Consider the following 20,757-nt stretch of genomic DNA (forward strand, 5'->3'; position numbering starts at 1 on the left):
ATCGCCCGAAAACGCCGAAGCCCCGGGCTTCCGGCCAAAAAACCCATCACACCTGTCATGTTCAAGCACATCAAGATCTCCAACACATTACTGGCCGTTGTCCTGGCATTCGTCGTCCTGCAAGCCCTGCTCGGCGGCCTTGGGTACTGGACGCTGAGTCACATCAACGAGCGGGTCCAGACCCTGTACCAAAGCGCCATCGTGCAGACCAACACGGTCAATGCCGCCACCCTGGAACTGATCACGGCGCGCACCGATCTCAGTCGCTATTCCAGCCGCGTCGCCCAGCAACAGGCGGATCAGAACAGCACCCTGCTGAGCGCCCGCGAGCAGATCGCGGCTGCGGACGCGCGCGTGGCCACGCTGAAGCAAGGCCTGAGCGCTGAAGACCTGGATGCCATGGGGCCCTTTCTGGCCGCCTATCAGCGGTACAGCGACAACCTGAAAGGCGTGGACCGGGTGCTGACGGCGGGCGATATGCAGGCCTATATGAAGCAAGGCACGCAGAAAGTGCAGGACAGCTACATGACGGCGCGCGACGCCTTCGTCGCGAATGCGGAACGGTTCGGACAGAGCACCATGCAGCGCATCGCGTCCTACTACACCCTGTTCGTCGCCGTGCTGACGGTGACGCTGATCATCAGCCTGTTGGTCGCCGTGGGCGCCAACGTCATCGTGCGCCGCCTGATCGTGCGCCCTCTGCTGACGGCCGGAGAACTGTTCAAACGGATTGCGGCGGGCGACCTGACGTGCCCGGTCGAGGCCGATGGCCGCAACGAGATCGGCGCCTTGCTGCGCTCCTTGCGGGACATGCAGGACAGCCTGGTCGGCCTGGTCGCGCAGGTGCGCGAAGGCGTGCAGGAAATTCACCTCAGCACCCGGGAGATCTCGGCCGGCAACACCGATCTGTCCAGCCGGACTGAAGAGCAGGCCGCGTCGCTGCAGGAAACCGCCGCCAGCATGGAACAACTGTCGGCCACCGTGAAGCAGAATGCCGAACACGCCTACCGCGCCAGCACGATGGTGAAGGAATCGTCCGGCGTCGCCGAACAGGGCGGCGAGGCCGTAGACGGCGTCATCCAGACGATGGGCACCATCGCCGACAGCTCCTCGCACATTGCGGAAATCGTGGGCGTCATCGACAACATCGCCTTTCAGACCAACATCCTGGCCCTGAACGCCGCCGTCGAAGCGGCCCGGGCCGGCGAGCAGGGCAAGGGCTTCGCCGTCGTCGCCGCCGAGGTGCGCTCTTTGGCGCAGAGCAGCGCAGCAGCCGCCCGGGAGATCAAGACGCTGATCGACGATTCCGTGCAGAAAGTGGCCGGCGGCACGCAGCAAGTCGGCACCGCAGGCGATACGATCCGCCAGGTCGTCGACTCCGTCGCCCAGGTGACGCGCATCATGGCGGACATCTCGACCGCTTCCCAGGAGCAGGCCAGCGGCATCGAGCAGGTCAACACAGCCATCTCGCAGATGGACAGCGTGACCCAGCAAAACGCGGCGCTGGTCGAGCAAGCGGCCGCCGCGGCGCAAGCCTTGCAGGATCAGGCCCAGCACCTGGCCCGGGCCGTCGCCCTGTTCAAGCTGCCGCAACCCGCCGCCATCCCCGGCGGAGCCCTGGTGCTTTCCTGACGCCGCCGGCGACGGACGGACGGGCAGCTTCGCAACAGGCGGCCCGTCATCTGCTTATATCCCCAGGCAATAAGAATCATGACAAAATGCCCGGATACCTTCGAACCAGGAGACACCATGCAACGCGACACCATCGCCATTCACGGCGGTTTTGCCGGCGACCCCCAGACGCACTCGGTCGCCGTCCCGATCTACCAGACCACCAGCTATTACTTCGACGATACCCAGCATGGCGCCGACCTGTTCGACCTGAAGGTAGCGGGCAATATCTACACCCGCATCCAGAACCCCACGACGGACGTGCTGGAAAACCGGGTCGCCCAACTGGAAGGCGGCGCGGCAGGCCTGGCCTTCGCCTCCGGCATGGCAGCCATCACGGCCTGCGTGCTGACGGTGGCCAAGGCGGGCGACAACATCGTGGCGACCAGCCAGGTCTACGGCGGCACCTATACCTTTCTGCGCCACACGCTGAACGACCTGGGCATCGAGGCCCGCCTGGTGGACGGCCGCGATCCGGACGCCTTCGCCCGCGCCATCGATGACCGCACCCGCCTGGTGTATTGCGAATCGGTGGGCAACCCGGCGGGCAACGTGGTGGACATCGCCGCCCTGGCCAAGATCGCCCATGCTCACGGCATTCCCCTGGCCGTGGACAACACCGTGCCCACCCCGGCCCTGTGCCGCCCCATCGAGCACGGCGCCGACATCGTCATCCACGCCCTGACCAAATATCTGGGCGGCCATGGCAACAGCATCGGCGGCATCCTGATCGACGCCGGGCGCTTCCCCTGGAAGGACAACCCGCGCTTTCCGCAGTTCAACCAGCCGGAACCCGCCTACCACGGCGTGGTCTACGCGGACGACTTCGCCGCCGTGCCGTTTGCCGGCCGGGCCCGCACCGTCGCCCTGCGCAACACCGGCGGCGCCATCTCGCCCTTCAACGCCTTCCTGATCCTGCAAGGCATCGAAACCCTGGGCCTGCGCATGGAACGTCATTGCCAGAACGCGCTGGCCCTGGCCCGCCACCTGCAGCAACACCCCAAGGTCGGCTGGGTCAATTTCGCCGGCCTGGAAGACAACAGGGACTACGCCCTGGCCCAGAAATACATCGATGGCGGAATCCCGTCGTCGCTGTTCAGCTTCGGCGTCAAGGGCGGTCTGGCAGCCTGCACCCGGTTCATGGACCAATTGCAACTGGTCAAGCGCCTGGTGAACATCGGCGACGCCAAAACCCTGGCCTGCCACCCGGCCACCACCACCCACCGCCAATTGACGGAAGAAGAGCTGAAGACCGCCGGCGTCAGCGCCGACCTGGTCCGCCTGTGCGTCGGCATTGAGCACATTGACGATTTGATCGCCGACGTCGACCAGGCGCTGGCCGCCGCTTAGGCGTCAGGGACCGGCCCCCGGATGGAGGGGACCGGCCCGGCGCCGCCCGGAACGCGGGCGCGGGCGCGGCGGCATTGTCCTGTAGACTACAGGCTGCCCCGCACCTCCCCATGCCCTTCATGACCATCGCATCCGTTCGCCAATTCTTTTTGCAGCACGCCCCGGACATCGACATCCTGGAACTGGGCCAAAGCACGGCGACGGTGGACCTGGCGGCCCAGGCGCACGGGGTGGCCCCGGGCCAGATCGCCAAGACCCTCGCCATGCGCATCGACCAGGACGTCATCCTGGTCGTTGCGTGCGGCGACACCCGGCTGGACAACAAGAAACTAAAACACACTCTGGGCGGGCGCCCGAAGATGCTGGCCGCCGACGAAGTCGCCGCCCTGACGGGCCACCCGGTGGGCGGCGTCTGCCCCTTCGGCCTGCTCCAGCCGCTGCCGGTGTACTGCGACGTACGGCTGCAGGACTACGACATCGTCATGCCCGCCGCGGGGTCTCTGGACAGCGCCATCCGCATCACGCCCCGACGGCTGGCGGAACTGGCCGGGGCCGCCTGGGTGGATGTCTGCCGAACGGATGCCCCATGAATCGCCAACTCCTGCTGCTGACCTTGTGCCAAGGGCTGTTTCTCATCAACAACGTCACCTTCATCGCCATCAACGGCCTGGTCGGGCTGGACCTGGCGCCGCATGCCTGGATGGCGACGCTGCCCATCATGGGCTATGTGGTGGGCGGCGCCCTGGCGGCCCCGCTGGTGGCGGCCACGCAGATCCGGTTCGGCCGGCGCGGTTCGTTCCAGATCGGCCTGGTCGTGGCGCTGGCTTCCGCGCTATTGGCCGCCGTGGCCGCGCAGTACCGGCTTTTCTGGCTGCTGATGGCGGCCACCATGGTAGCGGGCTATTACAACGCCAATGGCCAGCTATACCGCTTCGCAGCCGCCGAACTGACCCGGCCCGACTGGCACGAAAAGGCGGTCTCCCTGGTATTGGCCGGCGGCCTGCTGGGCGCCGTGATCGGCCCCAATCTGGCCAACTGGACCCGGGCCGTGCTGCCCGTCCCCTTCGTGGGCGCCTATCTGGCCCTGTCCGTGGTGGCGCTGCTGGCCATGGGCCTGATGGCCCTGATCCGGTTTCCCCCCGAACCCGCGCGCCAGAGCCATGCCCCGCAAGGGCGGCCCATGGGCCAGATCATGCGCCAGCCCGTGTTTCTCGTGGCCACGCTGGGCGCAGCCATCGGCTACGGCGTGATGAATCTGCTGATGGCCGCCACCCCGCTGGTCATGGACATCCATCGGTTTGAATTCGGCCACATCGCCGCCGTCCTGCAATGGCACGTGATCGGCATGTACGCGCCCGGGTTCTTCACCGGTCATCTGATCCGCCGGTTCGGCGTCCTCCAGGTCATGGGGGCGGGCGTGCTGCTGATGGCTGCCTGCATCGCCGTTGCCTTGTCCGGCACGGAAATGACTCAATTCATGACGGCGCTCACTTTGCTGGGCGTCGGCTGGAATTTCCTGTTCACCGGCGGCACGGCACTGGCCCTGCGCGCCTACCGGCCCGAGGAAAAGGATCGCGCCCAGGCGGCCATCAATTTCTGGGTCTTCGTGACCATGGCAGTCACCTCGTTCACATCGGGCGCGGTGGCCACCACCCGCGGCTGGGCCTGGCTGAACGTCGGCGCGCTACCCGCCCTGCTGCTGGTCGCGCTGACCCTGCTGTGGCTGTGGCGGCGGCAGCGCACCCAGCCGGACTTCGGCCGCGCCGCCTAGGCGATGTCGTCCGTGCGCAGCCAGCCGGTGAGGCTCCAGCGAACCGCGCGGGCGGGCAGGACCTCGTGCGGCATGACGCCGCTGACGAATACCGCCAGCCGCCCGCCCAACGGCGGGAAACGCCCGATTTCGGCATCCGGGCGATAGGGATCGTACAGGCACAGTTCGCCGCCGTCGGCGCTGTCCCAGTCCGGATTCAGATACAGCACGATCGAGATCTTGCGATGGTCGCTGCCGCGATGCTGATCGATGTGTTTCTTGTATCCGGCCCCCGCGTCGTAGCGGGCGAAGTGGAATTCCTGGCTGCGCAGGCCCATGTCGAAACGCTCATTGAGTACCAGGCGCAGCTGCGCCATCCACTCGAAAAAAGGGTGGCGGGCCAATGCCGAACCGGGCGGCACCCAGCAGATGGCATCGCCGCGCACGGCAGGCTGGCGGGTATCCCGGGCGCCGCGGCCGATCTCGCCCCCCGAAAACTCGCCGGCATCCCACAACTGCCGCCCCTGGGCCAGCAGCGTATCCAGCCACGCCGGCGGCAGGGCGGCATCGGCGATGGCCCAGCCTTGCTGATTCAATAAGCGGATGATCTCGTCGTAGTCGTTCATGGCAATTCCGCCCCGTCCTCAAGACAGGGATTTTAGCCCGCGCGCCACGGCCGGCACGCCGCCGCGCGCTCCGCCACGGACCGGCCCTGCGAGGGGCGCCGCCGTGCCACAATAAACACCCCATTCCTTTTCGCGCATCCATGCCCGTCTTACGTCAACTCCCCCGCTGGGCCTGGATCGGCACCGGCATCCTGGCGCTGATCGCCGGACTGGTCAACGCCATCGGCTATCTGGGCTTCATGCACGAGCCCATCACCAACCTGACCGGAAACGCGACCCAGCTGGGGATCGCCATCAGCGCCGGCGACTGGCTTCAGATCGCGCACTGGGCGCTGACCATCGGCGCCTTCGTGCTGGGGGCGACCATCAGCGGCATGATCGTGCGGCAAAACACGCTGCAACTGGGACGACGCTACGGCCTGGCCATGCTGCTGGAATCCGCGCTGCTGTTCGGCGCGGTCCCTCTGATCGATGCCGCCCACCTGTCGGGGCTCTATCTGGCCTCCATGGCCATGGGACTGCAAAACGGCATGGTCAGCGCCTACAGCGGCGCGGTCATCCGCACCAGCCACGTCACCGGAATCTTCACGGACCTGGGCATGTATCTGGGCCATCTGTTGCGCGGCATGCCGGTCGATCCGCTGCGCTTGCGGCTATGCGGCATCGTGGTTGCTCATTTCATCATCGGCAGCATCGCCGGTACGCTGCTATTCGCCCAACTGCGGGAACATGCCCTGTTGATACCCGCCGCGCTGACCGGCGCCGGGTCGCTGGGCTACGGCCTGTACTGCTGGCAGGCGGGCATCCGGGTCCGCTGACCGCCTGCCCGGCCGACCCCGCAAGGCCGCCGACCGCCCAGATTCACGGCAAGGGCAGGGAAAAGCGCGCGCCCCAGCCATAATCCCCCGATGTCAGATTACGGGTCGTTTCCAGGCGCACTCTCAGGTACGGACCGTAGCGGAAACCATGGGTCAGGCCGAACTGTTGTTCCGGCGGCTGGTCCAGCGACCCATCCAGATATTCCCGCCGCTCGAAGGAACCGCTGAACGACCCCCAGCGCCCGGCCGCCAGGTCGAGCTGCCACTGGTTGCGGATGCATGCGCAGGCGGTATCGAGACCATACGACGCCAGGTCGGCATAACCGGCCCCCTGCCGCACGTTGACCCAGGAAAGATCCAGCCCCGGACGCAGCCCCAGGGTATAGCCGAGCTGTCTGCGCAAGCCCCGGTCCTGAGGCTGGCGCGCATCGGATACGCCCACGCGCCAAGTGCCGCCGATCCCCGCCGAATACGCGCCCCCCACGCCCAGCACGGACAAGCCCTGCGCCTGCTGCAGCCGCGATACCAGGGTGGCCTGACGGTCCAGCGCATATTTGACGGAAGCATCGACGGCGACCGAGCCGTAGCTCAGGTCGCCTTCTGCCGAAGGGCGCGCATTCCGCGCATCCAGCGCCCCCGCCGCGACCGCGTAATCCCACGCGCCCGCGGGCAGGGTGCCCGATGGCCGCAGGCGGTACACCCCCACCCCGGCCAGAGGCACGGTCTGCCCCCAGGCTGGCAGACGGGCGTCGAGACTGCCCAAGGTCACTCCATATCCCGACGAACTGAGATAACGCCAGCGGCGCTCGCCCAGGGACCAGGTATCCAGGCCCCGGGAAGCGGGCGGGGCGAACAGATCGCGCGCCGTCAAAGGCATCGTCGCATCATCCGGCATCCCCCAGCCCCCCATGCCGCTTGCATCCGCCCCATAGGGATGCAGGAACAGGGCGTCATAGGGAATCGGCTGATAGAGGATGTCAGCGCCATCGGCCGGGGACTCGATGGGCAGGGGGTCGACAGGCCCCAGCGGCTGCGGGGCGTCCAGAGACACGTCGGGCACGGCATAGCGCTGCGGAGACAGGTCGATCAGCCCTGAACCTTCCCCCGCCGCCTGCTGGGCGCGGGCAGCCGAAAGACCGGCGCCGCATGACAGCGCCGCTGCAGCCAGTAGCCAGACTATCCTGTTCATTCACCGCCGGAGAGAAGCACGTTCCTGAAATCGGGGCGCCAGGACACCCCGGCTTCCAGTGTACTATCCGGCCCGCATGCCTTTGAAATGCCGACCGGCGCAGGCTGCCAGCAGCACCAGCCCGGTAGAGATCAGAATCATCACGATGCCCAGGGCGGACAATTTCCCCCACAGCCCATCATCGGCGAAATTCAGGATCTGCACCGCCAGGACCTCGCTGCCCGGGCGCGACAGCACCACGGATACCGTCAGCTCACGCACGAACATGGTCGCCATCAGAATCCAGGCGGACACGATGCCCGGGACCACCAGCGGCACGATGACGCGCCGGAAGGTCGTCAGAGGCCCGGCCCCGCAGACCAGAGAGGACTCTTCCAGGTGGGCATGCACCTGCACGAAGGCGCTGGCGAGGGGCCGCACCCCATAGGGCAGATAGGTGGCGATATAGGCCAGCAACAGGGCCGTCAGGGTGGCGTACAAAGGCGTTTGCACGAAAAACCACATGAAACCGATGCCGATCACGATGCCGGGAAACGAAAACGACAGGAAACTGAGGGACTCCAGCAGGCCGGCGGCCCGGGTGCGGATCTTGACGACGACATAGGCGATGAACAGCGACAGCATCACACCCAGCGTCGCCCCCACGACCGCCAGGAACAGGCTGTTGCGCAGGGCCAGCAAGGAAGTCGGATCCTGCAGGACTTCGATCCAATGATTCCAGTTCATGGCGGCGAAGGCCTGGGCGCTGGGCACCATGGAATACGGCACCAGCGACGTGTACAGCAACACGGCGACGGGCAGCACCACCATCAGCAGGCTGAGCAGGCTGATGGCGGCGAACAGCGGCAGGCGGGCTTTTTTCAGTTCGATCACGGACGGCCGGTAGCCCCGCCCGGAAATCGTCACGAATTTGTCGCCCGATGCCGTCAGCGCCCGATACAGCACGATGAGACCGATGGAGACCGACAGCACACTCATGCCCAGGGCGGCCGCCTGGCCGTAATCGGGGGCGAAACCGGTGGAGATCATTTCATACAGATACGTGGCCAGCACGTCGACCCGCCCCGGCATGCCCAGCACTCTGGGCACCGCATACGAAGCCAGGCTGCGCACGATCCCCAGCACGAAGGCGGCCAGGATCGCGGGGCGCAGCACGGGCAGCGTCACCCGCCACAAAGTGCGCCAGACACCGGCGCCGCCCACGCGCGAGGCCTCTTCCAGCGCCCCATCGAACGACGCCATGGCCGGCGCGATGATCAGGTAGGCGATGGGCATGTTCAACAGCCCCTCGACCAGGATCATGCCTTCCAGGGTGTAGATATCGAAAGGAGACGCGGACAAGCCCAAAAAGTCTTTCAGGACCAGATTCAGCAAGCCGTTGGACGGATTCAGCAAGAGCGCCCAACTGACGGAGAACAACAGGTGCGGGATCATCATCGGAACGATCGACAACACCGTGAACAGGGACTTGCAGGGGATGTTGGTGCGGGTGTTCAGATAGGCCAGCACCAGCGCCAGCAGGGTCGCGAACACCGTGGACCCCAGGACGAAGATGACGGTATTGCCGAAGACTTCCAGCAGATAGGGGTCGGTATAGGCGACGACGTATTTGGCCGTCGTGAACTGCCCGAAGGCCGTCAGCCCCTGGGAAAAGCTGCCCAGCAACAGCATCAGCACCGGACACAGCGTCAGAAAGCCGACGATGGCGATCAGGGACCAGGTCAGACCCGGGCGTTTGGAGGTCATCGGCCCGCCCTATTCCATGACCAGCAGGCCATGCTCGGGCGCCAGCGCGAAGCGCACGGTGTCGCCCGCCGCCACCATGACGGCGGGGTCGACGCGCGCCAGTAGCAACTGATCCCCGACGCGCACTTCCGCCTCGTAGACCTCGCCGACGAAATCCAGGGTTTCCAGGCGGCCTTCGATGAGGTTGAGCGGCGTTGCCGTTGCGGCGGCATCGGCGGCGCCGGCCGATCCCCCGGTCTCGAAACGGGACAGCAGCAGGAATTCCGGCCGGATGCACAGCGTCACGGATGCCCCCACCGAGAAATCGCGCTTCTGGCAGCGCAGGACCCCCAGGGGGGACTGCACGACCGTGGCATCGGCTTCCTGGGCCAGGACCGTGGCGGCGACCAGATTGGCCCGCCCGATGAAATCGGCCACGAAGCGGTGGTCCGCATTGAAATAGATTTTCTGCGGATCGCCGCGCTCGATGATGTGGCCGCCATTGAGCACCGCAATGGAATCGGACAGGGCCAGGGCTTCGACCCGGTCGTGGGTGACATACACCGCCGTGATCCCCAGGTCGGTCAGGAAACGGCGCAGGATCTTGCGGGTTTCCTCGCGCAGCTTCGCATCCAGATTGCTCAAAGGCTCGTCGAACAGAATGACCTTGGGTTCGGCCACCAGCGCCCGCGCCAAGGCGACGCGCTGCTGCTGGCCGCCGGACAGGCGCGTGGCGGCGCGGCTTTCCAGGCCTTCGAGCTGCACGAACCGCAATGCCTTGCTCACCTTTTCCCGGATGACGGGGCGACGCACGCCGCGCACCTGCAAGGGATACGCCACGTTGTCGAACACATTCATGTGCGGCCAGATGGCGTAGGTCTGGAACACCATGCCCAGGCCGCGCTTTTCGGGGGGCACCGAAATCCGCTTGCGACCCGACCACACGATCTGGTCGCCGATGCGGATTTCACCGTCATCCGGCGTTTCCAGCCCGACAATGCAGCGCAGCAGCGTGGTCTTGCCGCAACCGCTGGGCCCCAGCAGCGTAAAGATCTGGTTGGCGGGAATGTGCAGATCGATGCCGTCCAGCGCGCGAACGGTCCGGCCTTCGGACTGGTAGGTCTTGACCAGCCCTTCGATGTGGATGTCCATGCCGTTAACGGGCGCCGAAGATCTTGCCGAATTCACGGCCCCATTGTTCGATCTCGCGATCGGGCAGGTCGCGCACCGGCAGGACCTTGACCTGATCGATGCCCTCGACATCCGGGAACACGCCCGGCGCCAGCACGTATTCGCCGACCTGCTTGGCCAGCAGCGCCATGGCGTCTTTGGACAGCCAGAAATCCATGAAAGCCCGCGCCGCCGCGGGCCGGGGCGCTTTTTGCGTGACGGCGATGGCCCGCGGCGTGCCCAGCAGCGGCTGGCCGCTGCGCGGCCCCCAATCCAGCGGCGCCGGGGCCTTGGTCACGATGTATTTCGGCATGGAAATCGCAATCAGCTTTTCGCCGCTTTCGATGGGCGCCGGCGTAGGGCCGAACGAGGCCACGAACATGGGCTGGTTGGCGGCCAGACCCTTCAGGTATGCCATCCAGTCGGCTTCGGATTTGAAGACCTGCTCCTTCAGACCGACCAGCCATGAAATCGTGGACGAGTGATTGGCCGGATTGGCCATGACGATCTTGCCTTTCCATTTGGGATCGGCCAGGTCTTCGTAGCGCTGCGGCGCATCGGCCTTTTTCAGATGCTGGGTATTGAACAGATAGGAGACGTATTCGATCCCGAACAGGGTCATGCGCGGGTCCTTGACCGCCCAATCGGGATAGCCCTGAGCCGAGGGGGACTGATACGCCGCCAGCACGTCGTGCTCTTCCAGCAGGTTGAGCATGGGGCGCGGCGCCTGGACGACATCGGCCAGCAGCTTGCCGGCATTGTGTTCGGTGACAATCGTGGGGATGAATTTGGAACTGGAGATCCGCGTGTACTGGCCCTGAAGCCCGGTGGCGGCATCGAAGGCCTTCATGACGCTGTCGACCGACGTGATGTTGGCATAAAAGACCGCTTTGCCCTCGGCCTTGGCCTGGGCGGAAACACCCTGCGCCCAGGACCAGGACGGCAGAGACCCCGCCACGCCGGTCAGACCGGCAGCTCCGGCCAATTTCAGGAATTCACGTCGATCCAGTGCATTCATGGGTGTCTCCAGGGATTCAAATTTTTATGACGACAAAAGCAGTGTGGCCTAAATGGCGGCATTTTGCCACCCGGCCGCCGATCGCTTGCCGTCCGCCGGGCGCATCGCGGCCCCATGACCGAACAGGCAGTCCCGGCAGGACATCACAGCCATTTGATCCGGCGGAATTTCCAGTACAACGCCCCGCAGACGGCGGCGGTCCCGGCCAGCATGGCGGGATAGCCGTAGGTCCATCCCAGTTCCGGCATATCGTGGAAATTCATGCCGTAGATCCCGGCCACTGCCGTGGGCACGGCCAGGATGGCGGCCCAGGCGGCCAATTTGCGCGTGATGTCGGTCTGCTGCATCTGGCTGATCATCATGCTGGCCTCGAAGGCGAAGACCAGGGCTTCGCGCAGCCCGGCAAACCCTTCGACCACGCGCTGTATGCGGTCGGCGACCTCGCCGAAATAGCCCCGGCTGTCGGGATCGATATTGCGGGTGTCGACCCGCGCCAGGCGCCGGCAGATTTCCACCAGCGGCGCAATGGTCGTCTGCATGCGCAACAAGTCGCGACGCAAGCGGTACAGGTGGCGGATATCCTTTTCCCGGAAGCCGCGCAACAGGAACTGATGCTCGATGCCCTCGACCCGGGCCTCCATGTGATCCAGGGCTTCGACATAGCGGTCCGCCAGCAGGTCCAGCAGGGCGGACGCCACATAATCGCTGCCGCGTCCCAGGAACTCCGGCGACTCGGCCAGCAGGCTGCGCAGCGCCTGGTGCGATCCGGCGGCGTGGCGGCGGATCGTCAACAGATAGCCCGGACCGATCAGGATCTGGGTATCGCCGAAGCTCGGGCGTCCATTGGCGATTTCGACGGTGATGGCCACCACCAGCGTCAGCCGGTCGTATTCAATGACCTTGGGCCGGCGGTGAGGGTCGATGATCTCCGCGATGGCGCGATCCGGGAGATCCAGACGTTCGCCGACGGACTGCAGCAATGCGGCCGACGGGTCCTTCAAGCCGACCCACAGCAAACCCGCCTCCGTGGCGGCGGTCCCCAGGTCGTCGAGACCGACGTCCTGCGGCGACTGCGAGGCCGTATACAGGATCGACGCCACGGCGGATTGCCGAAAAGCGTCCCGTAGATCCAGGTTGTCCGTCGTCATCGTGTCCCCGAGGTACGTTCAGCGCGGCCAGGCTCGCAGAAAGGCCAGCAACACCTGGGCCGAATTGTCCGCCGCAATATGCAGAAAGGCGTTCATCTCGTTTTCACCCGGCCCGCCGCCCGCCAGATCGCTGAGCGACCGGAAAGCGATGAAAGGGACATTGCTGCGCCAGGCCACCTGGGCGCAGGCGGCGCTTTCCATGTCCAGCACATTGGCCCGGAAAGTGCGATAGGCGTAGCGGCGAAAGTCGGCATTGTCCACAAAGGCCTGGCCCGAGACCCCATTGCCGCCCACCACCAGCCGGGGGCGATCGGCCACACAGCGGTCCTGACGGTCGCAGGCCCGCAGGGGCACGGCCTGAATGCTGCGGGCCACCGCCAGCATCCGCGGGTCGACGTCGAACCAGAATTTTTCCTGGATCTGCGCGGACCCGGCCTGGCGCACGCGCACGTCGCGCGGCTGCATCATGCCGTAGGGTGCGAACGGGGACAGCGTCTTCGATGCCGGCGCCTGATAGCGGCCGGGCGCGGTTTCCCGCATCATCACGACTTCCAGATACTGCCCCCAGCGTTCGGGCACGCTGACGTCGCCGATATGCAGCTCGGGATTGACGCCCCCCGCAATGCCGCTGAACACCAGATGGCTGACGTTGAAGCGGTCGAACAGCAACTGGGTATTCATGGCGGCATTGACCATGCTGATGCCCGAGAGCAGCAGGACAACCGGCTGCTCCTCCAGGACGCCCGTCGTGAAATCCACGCCATCGGCCGTGAACTGCCGCGGCTGCCGCAGCCGCTCGCGCAGCAGAGCCAGTTCCGGCGCGAAGGCGGACATGATCGCCATGCGCGGCGTATCGTCCAGACGGCCAGCCGTCGCACCGGGAGCTTCGGCCTGAGCCGCAGGCGGCACGGCCGCCGCCTGGCTGCGGGCGGGCTGCCCGCCCCACAGCGCAGCCCCCAGCAGCAGCGCCGCGCCCAGAATCCAGAACCGCCGGCCAAGGCGGACCGAACGCGGCGCGACCTGTGAAAGCGCTACTGATTGCCTGCTGTCCATCCTGTCTCCTGGTAGAGGCGCCACCCGGCATCCGCGCCGATCAGGCCGATGCGGGCGGGTCATCCGGCCCCGGCAGCGCCGACGCGCCGGGAGCGTCCGCATCCGTATCGGGGATCACTGCCTGCAAACGCTGGACCTCGATGTCGGCATGCATCGGTTCCAGGTCGGGCATCTGCTTGTTGGCCTTGGCCGAGAGTTCGGCGAACCGGTTGACCTTGCCGTACAGCCCCTGCTGCCCCGCCACGGCCGTCACCGCGCTGTTGTAGTGCGTATTGACGGTATTGAGCGTATTGCCCAGTTTCTGCAGGCGCTCGGCGACCACGGCCACCTGGTTGTACAGACCGCCGGCCATGTCGCTGAGCGCCCGGGTCTGCTCATTGCTGCGAGCGACCATCCACAGATTGGCCACCGTGCGCAGGATCGGCATCAGGGTGGTGTGCGACACCATGATGACGTTCTGGCGGTAGCCGTAATCGAACAGGTCGCGGTTGTGCTTCATGGCCTCGATGTAGGCGGGCTCGATGGGCATGAACATCAGCACGAAGCTGGGGCTCTTCAGGCCGATCAGGTTGCTGTAGTCCTTGCGGGCCAGATCGTCGATGTGATGGCGCACGGCCTGCACGTGCGCGGCCAGGGCCGCATCGCGCTCGGCATCGGTCTGCGCCGCGATCGCCCGGTCATAATCGACCAGCGAGACCTTGCTGTCGATCACCATGTGCTTGTCGTCCGGCAGCTTGATGACGAAATCGGGCTGCAGGCGGTTGCCGGACGCGTCCCGGAAGCTGGCCTGCGCCTGATAATGGTCGCCCGGCACCAGTCCCGCCAGTTGCAGGCTGCGTTCCAGTTGGATCTCGCCCCAGTTCCCGGTGGTCTTCTTGTCGCCCTTCAGCGCCGTGGCCAGGGTATTGGCCTCATTGCTCATCTTCAGGCCGATGTCCAGCACGCGGCGAATTTCCGCCCCCAGTTGCGTCTGCCCGCGCAGGGACGCATCGTGGATTTCATTGACGCGCTTCTGAAAACCGTCGATCTGTTCCCGGAAAGGCCTCAGCAGGCCATCCAGCGACGTCTGGCTGGTCTGGGCGAAGGCCTTGCCCTTTTCTTCCAGGACCTGATTGGCCAGGTTCTGGAATTCCGTGCGCATGGAGGCTTTGGACTGTTCGAACGCCTGCTGCAGTTCCTGGATGACCGCCAGCTTTTCCTGGTGCACGGTCTGCAGGCGGGTCAATTCCAGATCCCGCGCCTGAATCTGCGCCCGGCTTTCGGTGAGATCCTGGGCGGATTGCGCCAGATCGGCCCGCAGTTGTTCGACCTGCTGAGCCTGCGTCGCCTGCACGGTATCCAGCCGGATCCGCTCGGCCGTCTGTTGCGCCAGATCCGCCGCCAGTCCATCGACCCGGCGGCGCGCCAGCCACCACCCTGCCAGGGCTCCCAGCAACGCGGCCAAGGCCCAGCCCAACAGGACTTCCGGGGAGAACACGGTCACGATACAGTTCCTGGGTAGCGAAAGCCTACATCATCGCACACCCCAGGCGGCATCAGGCCAGGTGCAGGGCCTCGGCGAGGGACGTGGCCGCATGAGGCAGGCCGTTGGCGTCCGTATCCACGAAATGGGGGATGACTTGCCGCACGTGGCTGTGCAACCCGCGGATCAGGCGCTGGGCGCCCTCGGGCAGGTCGTGCGTCAGTTGGGACACCACCCCGATCCGATAATGGATATCGGACAGCACCGGACGCACCACCACGCCATCCAGCATCCCGCTCTGGGTGGAGAAAGGGTCCATCAACCCGACCCCCAGGCCGGCCCGCACCATTGCCAGCGCCGTCTGCTGGCTGCCGACCTCGATGTGGCGGCGCGGATCGCCCGCAGTCGCCTGCACCAGGCTGTTGGTCAGGTGATAGCGCATGCGGTAGCGGCTCAGGAGCGTGATGACGTCCGTATTGCGAACTTCATCCAGACGCACGGCGTCCTGGGACGCCAGGACATGCCCGGCCGGCAAGGCCAGCAGGCACGGCGCCTGCCCGCACCAATGGACGCGCAGCCCCTGGGTGTCGATGGGCAGATTGATCAAGGCGAAATCCGCCCGGCCCTCGAGGATTTCCTGAGCGGTCACTTCGTGCACGGCTTCTTCCAGCACCAGGTGCCGGCCGAACACCGGGTTGAACCGATCGATCCGGGCCAAGGCATCGGGCAACAAGCCCTGGGCCAGGTCCGAAGTCGCCAGGATGCGCAGAGGGCGGACCTGGCCGCTGCGCATGCCCAGCACGCGGGATTCCAGTTGCTGCAGATCCGCCAGGATCCCGCGGACTTCGCGGTGGAATTCCGCGCCGGATTCGGTCAAAGTGATGATGGGGCGGGTCCGTTCAAACAACACGAAGCCCAGCTCGCCTTCGAGATCACTGATCTGGCGGCTGACGACGGGCTGGGAACGCCCCAGCAAGCGACCGGCGGCCGTCACACTGCCGCTGGCGACAACGGCATTGAGCGCCTCGAGTTGGCGAATTTCCATAAAGACATGCGGGGGGATGGTCGCACGCAGCGCGACGCCCCCCAAGTGAAACCATTGGTGTCATCATGTTAATTCGGACGGCGCACACCAAAGCAATGATCAAGCGTGGGAAAGGTTTCCTCCCGCACCGATTGGGCGTAGTCTCGCGCGGCGTCGCGGATGACTTGGCCGGCGTCGGCAAAGCGGCGGGCGAATTTGGGGATCCGGTCGCCGCTGAGCCCCAGGATGTCTTCCGTCACCAGAATCTGGCCATCGCACGCGGGGGACGCTCCGATGCCGATCGTGGGGATAGCCAGATCCGCGGTGATCTGACGCGCCAGGGGTTCGCTGATGCCTTCCAGAACGACCCCGAAGGCCCCCGCCTGGGCATGGGCGCGGGCGTCTTCCAGGACCCTGCGGGCGGCCTGATCCGTCATGCCCTGGGCCTTGAAGCCCCCCATGGTATTGACGTACTGCGGCATCAGGCCCACGTGCGCCAGCACGGGGATGCCCCGGTCGACCAGGAACCGGGTGGTCTCGGCCAGCGCCTGTCCGCCTTCCATCTTGACGCCCGACACCCCGCTGGACGACAGCATGGAGGCGGCACTGGCAAAAGCCTGGGCAGGCGACTGCTGATAACTGCCGAACGGCATATCCACGATCACGCAGGCCTGCTGCGTGGCCCGCACGACGGCCGCTGCATGCGCAGCCATCGTCTGCGTCGAAATCGACAGGGTGTCCGGCAAGGCGTAGCCCACCATGGCCGTGGAATCGCCGACCAGGATCATGTCCACGGACTCGTCCAGCAAGCGTGCAATGGGGGCGATGTAGGCCGTCAGCGCGGCAATCTTGCGTGTCCCTTTGTAAGACATCAACTGGGGCACGGTGACGCGTTGCGCCTGGCTATGTACACTCATTGGTCTACCCTCGAAAAAGAATCATTGTCGGTCATTGTCGGCCTTCAGGGCCAGGGACCGAGTCATCACGGAGACCCTCATGTCATCCAATCAACCGTATCTGACATTTCACGACGAACGGCGCGCCCCGCAGTTGGGCCTGGGCACCTGGAAAGTGACGGGCGACGAAGCCGCTCCCGCCATCCAGGCAGCCGTCGAGGCGGGCTACCGCGCCATCGACACCGCCTACATCTACTATAACGAGACTGAAGTCGGGCAGGGCATCGCCGATTGCGGGGTGCCGCGCGAAGATCTGTTCGTGACGACCAAACTCTGGAACAACCGCCACGACCGGGACAGTGCCAAAACCGCCCTGCAGGAAAGTCTGGACCGCCTGCGCCTAGATTACGTGGACCTGTATCTGATCCACTGGCCTGTGCCGAAGGAAAAGCGCTACCTGGAGGCCTGGGAAGCCCTGATCCAACTGCACGACGACGGCAGGGCGAAATCCATCGGCGTCTGCAATTTCCAGGTGGAGCAGTTGCAAAAGCTGCTGGACAAGACCGGGGTGCTGCCCGTCGTCAACCAGATCGAACTGCATCCGTATTTTCAGCAGGCCGAACTGCGGGCCTATCACGCCGACCACGGCATCCTGACCGAGGCCTGGAGCCCGCTGGGCCAAGGACAGGCCCTGCAGGATCCCGTGATCCAGGAAATCGCCCACCAGTTGCAAGCCACGCCCGCCCAGGTCATCTTGCGCTGGCACATCCAGATGGGCCACATGGTGATCCCCAAATCCGCCCACGCGGACCGAATCCAGGAAAATTTCAATCTGTGGAACCTCTACCTGGACGACGCCGCCATGGCCCGCATCGCCACGCTGGACCGCCCCGATGGCCGCATCGGCCCCGACCCCGACCGCTTCCACGTGATGGAGGGATGATTCCGGACAGGAAACCGTCCCTGCGGACGGTTTCGTGCCTGAAGCATCCAAGCGGCCTGCAGGCCGCGCGGTGGAGGGATGCTCCGGCTTAAAACAGCCCCTGCGGGCTGTCGTGTGCCGAAATCATCGGAGCGCCTTGCAAGACGCGACGTGGAGGGATGCCCCGGCTGGAGAACCGTCCCTGCGGACGGTTTCGTGCCTGAAGCATCCAAGCGGCCTGCAGGCCGCTTTCTTCAGTTCAGCAATTGCCGGATCGCGTACTGCAGAATTCCCCCATGCCGGTAATACGCGGCCTCGCTGGGGGTATCGATGCGCACCAGGGCGTCGAACTCCACATCGCCCGCCTTCACATGCACGGTTTTCGGGGTTTTGTCCTCGTTGAAGGCCTCGATCCCGGTGATTTCAAAGGTTTCCTTGCCGCGCAGGCCCAGGGAATCGGCATTCTGGCCTTCCGGGAACTGCAGCGGCAGCACGCCCATGCCGATCAGATTCGAACGGTGAATCCGTTCGTAGGATTCGGCGATGACGGCCCGCACCCCCAGCAGCACGGTACCCTTGGCCGCCCAGTCGCGTGAAGATCCCGAACCGTATTCCTTGCCTGCCAGGATCACCAGCGGAATACCGTCCTTCTGATAGTTCTGCGAGGCATCGAAAATCGTTGCCACAGGAGCGCCGTCCCGGGTGAAATCGCGCGTCCAGCCGCCTTCGGTATCCGGAGCGATCTGGTTGCGCAGGCGCACGTTGGCGAACGTGCCGCGTATCATGACCTCGTGGTTGCCGCGTCGCGACCCATAGGAATTGAAATCCTTGGGCTGCACGCCCTGCGATTGCAGGTATTGGGCCGCCGGGGAGTCCTTGGCGATCGAGCCGGCCGGGCTGATGTGGTCGGTCGTGACCGAATCCCCCAGCTTCGCCAGCACCCGGGCGCCCCGGATGTCATGCACCGGATCCGGGTCGCGGCGCATCCCTTCGAAGTACGGCGGGTTGCGCACATAGGTGGATGCCGCATCCCAGCGATACAGATTGCCTTCCGGGGTGGGCAGATTGCGCCAGGTGTCGTTGCCTGCGAAGACATCCGAATAGCCGCGCGTGTACATGTCCGCCGTGATCGAGGACTGGATGACGGCCTGGACTTCCTGGCTGCTGGGCCAGATGTCGCGCAGATACACGTCCGCGCCGTTCCGGTCCTTGCCCAACGGGGTCTTGTACAGGTCGAAGTCCATGGACCCGGCCAGCGCATACGCCACCACCAGCGGAGGGGACATCAGGTAGTTCATCTTGACTTCGGAGTGGATGCGCCCCTCGAAGTTGCGGTTGCCCGACAGCACCGACGTGACGGCCAGATCATGGCTGCGTACCGCCTCGGAGACTTCCGGAATCAGCGGGCCGGAATTGCCGATACAGGTCGTGCAGCCATAGCCCACCAGATTGAAGCCCAGGGCCTCCAGGTATTTCATCAGGTCGGCTTTTTCATAGTAATCCGTGACGACGCGGGATCCCGGCGCCAGGGAGGTCTTGACCCAGGGCTTGCGCTGCAGGCCGCGTTCCACCGCGTTTTTCGCCAGCAGGCCGGCCGCCACCATCACGGCGGGGTTGGAGGTGTTGGTGCAGGACGTGATGGCGGCAATGGCCACCGCGCCATGGTCGATTTCGAAGTCGACGCCGTCTGCCAGGTGGACCGGCGCTGGGTTGGAGGCGGTCGCGCCCGGCAAAGCGGCCAGGGATTTCTGGAACGAAGGCTTGGAGTCGGTCAGCAGGATGCGGTCCTGCGGGCGCTTGGGGCCGGCGATGGACGGCACGACCGTGCCCAGATCGAGTTCCAGACGTTCTGAATAGACGGGTTCGTGCCGCGGATCATGCCACAGCCCCTGAGCCTTGGCGTAGGCCTCGACCAGTGCGACCTGTTCGGCCGAACGCCCGGTGAAACGCATGTAGTTCAGGGTTTCGTCATCGATCGGGAAGATCGAGATCGTGGAGCCGTATTCCGGGCTCATGTTGCCGATGGTGGCGCGATTGGCCAGCGGGACCGCCGCCACCCCCGAACCGTAGAACTCGACGAACTTGCCCACCACGCCGTGCTTGCGCAGCATGTCGGTGATGGTCAGCACCAGGTCGGTGGCGGTGGTGCCTTCCGGCAGGGCGCCCGAGAGCTTGAAGCCCACGACGCGCGGGATCAGCATGGAAATCGGCTGGCCCAGCATGGCGGCTTCGGCTTCGATGCCGCCCACGCCCCAGGCCACCACGCCCAGGCCATTCACCATGGGAGTGTGCGAATCGGTGCCCACACAGGTGTCGGGATAGGCTTCGGTGGCGCCATCGATCTGGCGGGTGAAGACGCCGCGGGCCAGATGTTCCAGGTTGACCTGGTGCACGATGCCGGTGCCGGGAGGCACGACGCGAAAGCCATCGAATGCCGTCTGACCCCAGCGCAGGAACTTGTAGCGTTCGACGTTGCGCTGGTATTCGATTTCCACGTTGCGGCGGTAGGAATCATTATGGCCGAAGTCGTCGACGATGACCGAGTGATCGATCACCAGTTCGACCGGAGCCAGCGGGTTGATACGGTCGGGTTCCCCACCCAGGGCCTGCATGGCCTGGCGCATGGCGGCCAGGTCGACCACCGCCGGCACGCCTGTGAAATCCTGCAGGATGACGCGCGCCGGAGTAAAGGAGATTTCGCGGTTGGGCTGAGCATTCGGATCCCAGGATGCCAGCGCGCGGATGTCGTCGGCCGTGACGTCGCCGCCGTCCTCGGTACGCAGCAGATTTTCCAGCAGGATCTTCAGGCCGTACGGCAGGCGGGACGGATCCAGTCCATGGTCTTTCAGCGCCCCCAACCGGTAGATGCGGTAGGGCTTGCCCCCCACATCCAGGGTTGCCCGCGCGCCGAAACTGTTGGGATGAGCCATTGCAA

General features: G+C 65.4%; 17 protein-coding genes. 6 read left to right on the forward strand and 11 right to left on the reverse strand.

Going from position 1 to position 20,757, the window contains the following annotated elements; translation table 11 throughout:
- Positions 1-57 precede the first annotated feature (57 nt).
- From WBG56_RS12245 to WBG56_RS12260, 4 genes are all read left to right on the forward strand, one after another.
- On the forward strand, positions 58-1,632 hold the full coding sequence (locus tag WBG56_RS12245) for a methyl-accepting chemotaxis protein (RefSeq protein ID WP_424268675.1): 1,575 nt from the start codon (positions 58-60) through the stop codon (positions 1,630-1,632).
- Between the two features lie 117 nt (positions 1,633-1,749).
- Entirely contained in the window at positions 1,750-3,021 is a 1,272-nt protein-coding gene (locus WBG56_RS12250) for an O-acetylhomoserine aminocarboxypropyltransferase/cysteine synthase family protein (protein ID WP_424268677.1), read from the forward strand.
- Between the two features lie 119 nt (positions 3,022-3,140).
- Entirely contained in the window at positions 3,141-3,611 is a 471-nt protein-coding gene (locus WBG56_RS12255) for a YbaK/EbsC family protein (protein WP_424268679.1), read from the forward strand.
- The gene (locus WBG56_RS12260) at positions 3,608-4,792 is read left to right on the forward strand and encodes an MFS transporter (protein ID WP_424268681.1); all 1,185 of its coding nucleotides are present in this window, start codon (positions 3,608-3,610) and stop codon (positions 4,790-4,792) included. The genes WBG56_RS12255 and WBG56_RS12260 overlap by 4 nt, the downstream gene beginning before the upstream one ends.
- Here WBG56_RS12260 and WBG56_RS12265 read toward each other — a convergent pair.
- Positions 4,789-5,397, reverse strand: a complete 609-nt coding sequence (locus WBG56_RS12265; protein WP_424268683.1) for a 2OG-Fe(II) oxygenase — start codon at positions 5,395-5,397, stop codon at positions 4,789-4,791. The two genes, WBG56_RS12260 and WBG56_RS12265, sit on opposite strands and share 4 nt — an antisense overlap.
- Before the next feature lie 140 nt (positions 5,398-5,537).
- On the opposite strand from WBG56_RS12265, the gene WBG56_RS12270 reads away from it, so the two are divergent.
- Entirely contained in the window at positions 5,538-6,215 is a 678-nt protein-coding gene (locus tag WBG56_RS12270; protein WP_424268685.1) for a YoaK family protein, read from the forward strand.
- 43 nt (positions 6,216-6,258) lie between these two features.
- Here WBG56_RS12270 and WBG56_RS12275 read toward each other — a convergent pair whose 3' ends face one another.
- From WBG56_RS12275 to panB, 9 genes are all read right to left on the reverse strand, one after another.
- Positions 6,259-7,404 carry a hypothetical protein gene (locus WBG56_RS12275; RefSeq protein ID WP_424268687.1) on the reverse strand — a complete coding sequence of 382 codons (1,146 nt, stop codon included), beginning with the start codon at positions 7,402-7,404 and terminating at the stop codon, positions 6,259-6,261.
- A 63-nt stretch (positions 7,405-7,467) separates the two neighbouring features.
- On the reverse strand, positions 7,468-9,150 hold the full coding sequence (locus WBG56_RS12280) for an ABC transporter permease (protein ID WP_424268689.1): 1,683 nt from the start codon (positions 9,148-9,150) through the stop codon (positions 7,468-7,470).
- Positions 9,151-9,159: 9 nt separating this feature from the next.
- Positions 9,160-10,281 (reverse strand): ABC transporter ATP-binding protein, encoded by a 1,122-nt coding sequence (locus tag WBG56_RS12285; protein WP_424268691.1) that lies wholly within the window; start codon positions 10,279-10,281, stop codon positions 9,160-9,162.
- Between the two features lie 4 nt (positions 10,282-10,285).
- A complete protein-coding gene (locus tag WBG56_RS12290; protein ID WP_424268693.1) occupies positions 10,286-11,317 on the reverse strand; it encodes an extracellular solute-binding protein in 1,032 nt (343 codons plus the stop codon).
- A 143-nt stretch (positions 11,318-11,460) separates the two neighbouring features.
- Positions 11,461-12,465, reverse strand: coding sequence for a magnesium and cobalt transport protein CorA (locus WBG56_RS12295; RefSeq protein WP_424268695.1), 1,005 nt, complete (start codon positions 12,463-12,465; stop codon positions 11,461-11,463).
- 18 nt (positions 12,466-12,483) lie between these two features.
- On the reverse strand, positions 12,484-13,518 hold the full coding sequence (locus tag WBG56_RS12300) for a 5'-methylthioadenosine/S-adenosylhomocysteine nucleosidase (RefSeq protein ID WP_424268697.1): 1,035 nt from the start codon (positions 13,516-13,518) through the stop codon (positions 12,484-12,486).
- 40 nt (positions 13,519-13,558) lie between these two features.
- Complete coding sequence (gene rmuC / locus WBG56_RS12305; RefSeq protein WP_424268699.1) at positions 13,559-15,001, reverse strand: DNA recombination protein RmuC; 1,443 nt, start codon at positions 14,999-15,001, stop codon at positions 13,559-13,561.
- Positions 15,002-15,053: 52 nt separating this feature from the next.
- Positions 15,054-16,025, reverse strand: a complete 972-nt coding sequence (locus tag WBG56_RS12310) for a LysR family transcriptional regulator (RefSeq protein WP_424268701.1) — start codon at positions 16,023-16,025, stop codon at positions 15,054-15,056.
- Positions 16,026-16,093: 68 nt separating this feature from the next.
- Entirely contained in the window at positions 16,094-16,921 is an 828-nt protein-coding gene (gene panB, locus WBG56_RS12315; protein ID WP_424268703.1) for a 3-methyl-2-oxobutanoate hydroxymethyltransferase, read from the reverse strand.
- A gap of 79 nt (positions 16,922-17,000) precedes the next feature.
- On the opposite strand from panB, the gene WBG56_RS12320 reads away from it, so the two are divergent.
- Positions 17,001-17,843, forward strand: coding sequence for an aldo/keto reductase (locus tag WBG56_RS12320; RefSeq protein WP_424268705.1), 843 nt, complete (start codon positions 17,001-17,003; stop codon positions 17,841-17,843).
- Between the two features lie 233 nt (positions 17,844-18,076).
- Here the strand turns inward: WBG56_RS12320 and acnA are convergent, their stop codons facing one another.
- Entirely contained in the window at positions 18,077-20,752 is a 2,676-nt protein-coding gene (acnA, locus tag WBG56_RS12325; RefSeq protein WP_424268707.1) for an aconitate hydratase AcnA, read from the reverse strand.
- Positions 20,753-20,757 lie beyond the last annotated feature (5 nt).

Origin of the sequence: Castellaniella sp. (assembly GCF_049671645.1) — a bacterium.
Taxonomy (GTDB): Bacteria; Pseudomonadota; Gammaproteobacteria; order Burkholderiales; family Burkholderiaceae_B; genus Castellaniella.

Excerpts from the sequence above, each read along its gene's own strand:
- WBG56_RS12295 (WP_424268695.1), bottom strand. The coding sequence starts at position 12,465 with ATGACGACGGACAACCTGGATCTACGGGACGCTTTTCGGCAATCCGCC.
- WBG56_RS12285 (WP_424268691.1), bottom strand. The coding sequence starts at position 10,281 with ATGGACATCCACATCGAAGGGCTGGTCAAGACCTACCAGTCCGAAGGC.
- WBG56_RS12245 (WP_424268675.1), top strand. The coding sequence starts at position 58 with ATGTTCAAGCACATCAAGATCTCCAACACATTACTGGCCGTTGTCCTG.
- WBG56_RS12265 (WP_424268683.1), bottom strand. The coding sequence starts at position 5,397 with ATGAACGACTACGACGAGATCATCCGCTTATTGAATCAGCAAGGCTGG.
- panB (WP_424268703.1), bottom strand. The coding sequence starts at position 16,921 with ATGAGTGTACATAGCCAGGCGCAACGCGTCACCGTGCCCCAGTTGATG.
- WBG56_RS12270 (WP_424268685.1), top strand. The coding sequence starts at position 5,538 with ATGCCCGTCTTACGTCAACTCCCCCGCTGGGCCTGGATCGGCACCGGC.
- WBG56_RS12310 (WP_424268701.1), bottom strand. The coding sequence starts at position 16,025 with ATGGAAATTCGCCAACTCGAGGCGCTCAATGCCGTTGTCGCCAGCGGC.
- WBG56_RS12300 (WP_424268697.1), bottom strand. The coding sequence starts at position 13,518 with ATGGACAGCAGGCAATCAGTAGCGCTTTCACAGGTCGCGCCGCGTTCG.
- WBG56_RS12280 (WP_424268689.1), bottom strand. The coding sequence starts at position 9,150 with ATGACCTCCAAACGCCCGGGTCTGACCTGGTCCCTGATCGCCATCGTC.
- WBG56_RS12260 (WP_424268681.1), top strand. The coding sequence starts at position 3,608 with ATGAATCGCCAACTCCTGCTGCTGACCTTGTGCCAAGGGCTGTTTCTC.
- WBG56_RS12255 (WP_424268679.1), top strand. The coding sequence starts at position 3,141 with ATGACCATCGCATCCGTTCGCCAATTCTTTTTGCAGCACGCCCCGGAC.
- WBG56_RS12275 (WP_424268687.1), bottom strand. The coding sequence starts at position 7,404 with ATGAACAGGATAGTCTGGCTACTGGCTGCAGCGGCGCTGTCATGCGGC.
- acnA (WP_424268707.1), bottom strand. The coding sequence starts at position 20,752 with ATGGCTCATCCCAACAGTTTCGGCGCGCGGGCAACCCTGGATGTGGGG.
- WBG56_RS12290 (WP_424268693.1), bottom strand. The coding sequence starts at position 11,317 with ATGAATGCACTGGATCGACGTGAATTCCTGAAATTGGCCGGAGCTGCC.
- WBG56_RS12320 (WP_424268705.1), top strand. The coding sequence starts at position 17,001 with ATGTCATCCAATCAACCGTATCTGACATTTCACGACGAACGGCGCGCC.
- WBG56_RS12250 (WP_424268677.1), top strand. The coding sequence starts at position 1,750 with ATGCAACGCGACACCATCGCCATTCACGGCGGTTTTGCCGGCGACCCC.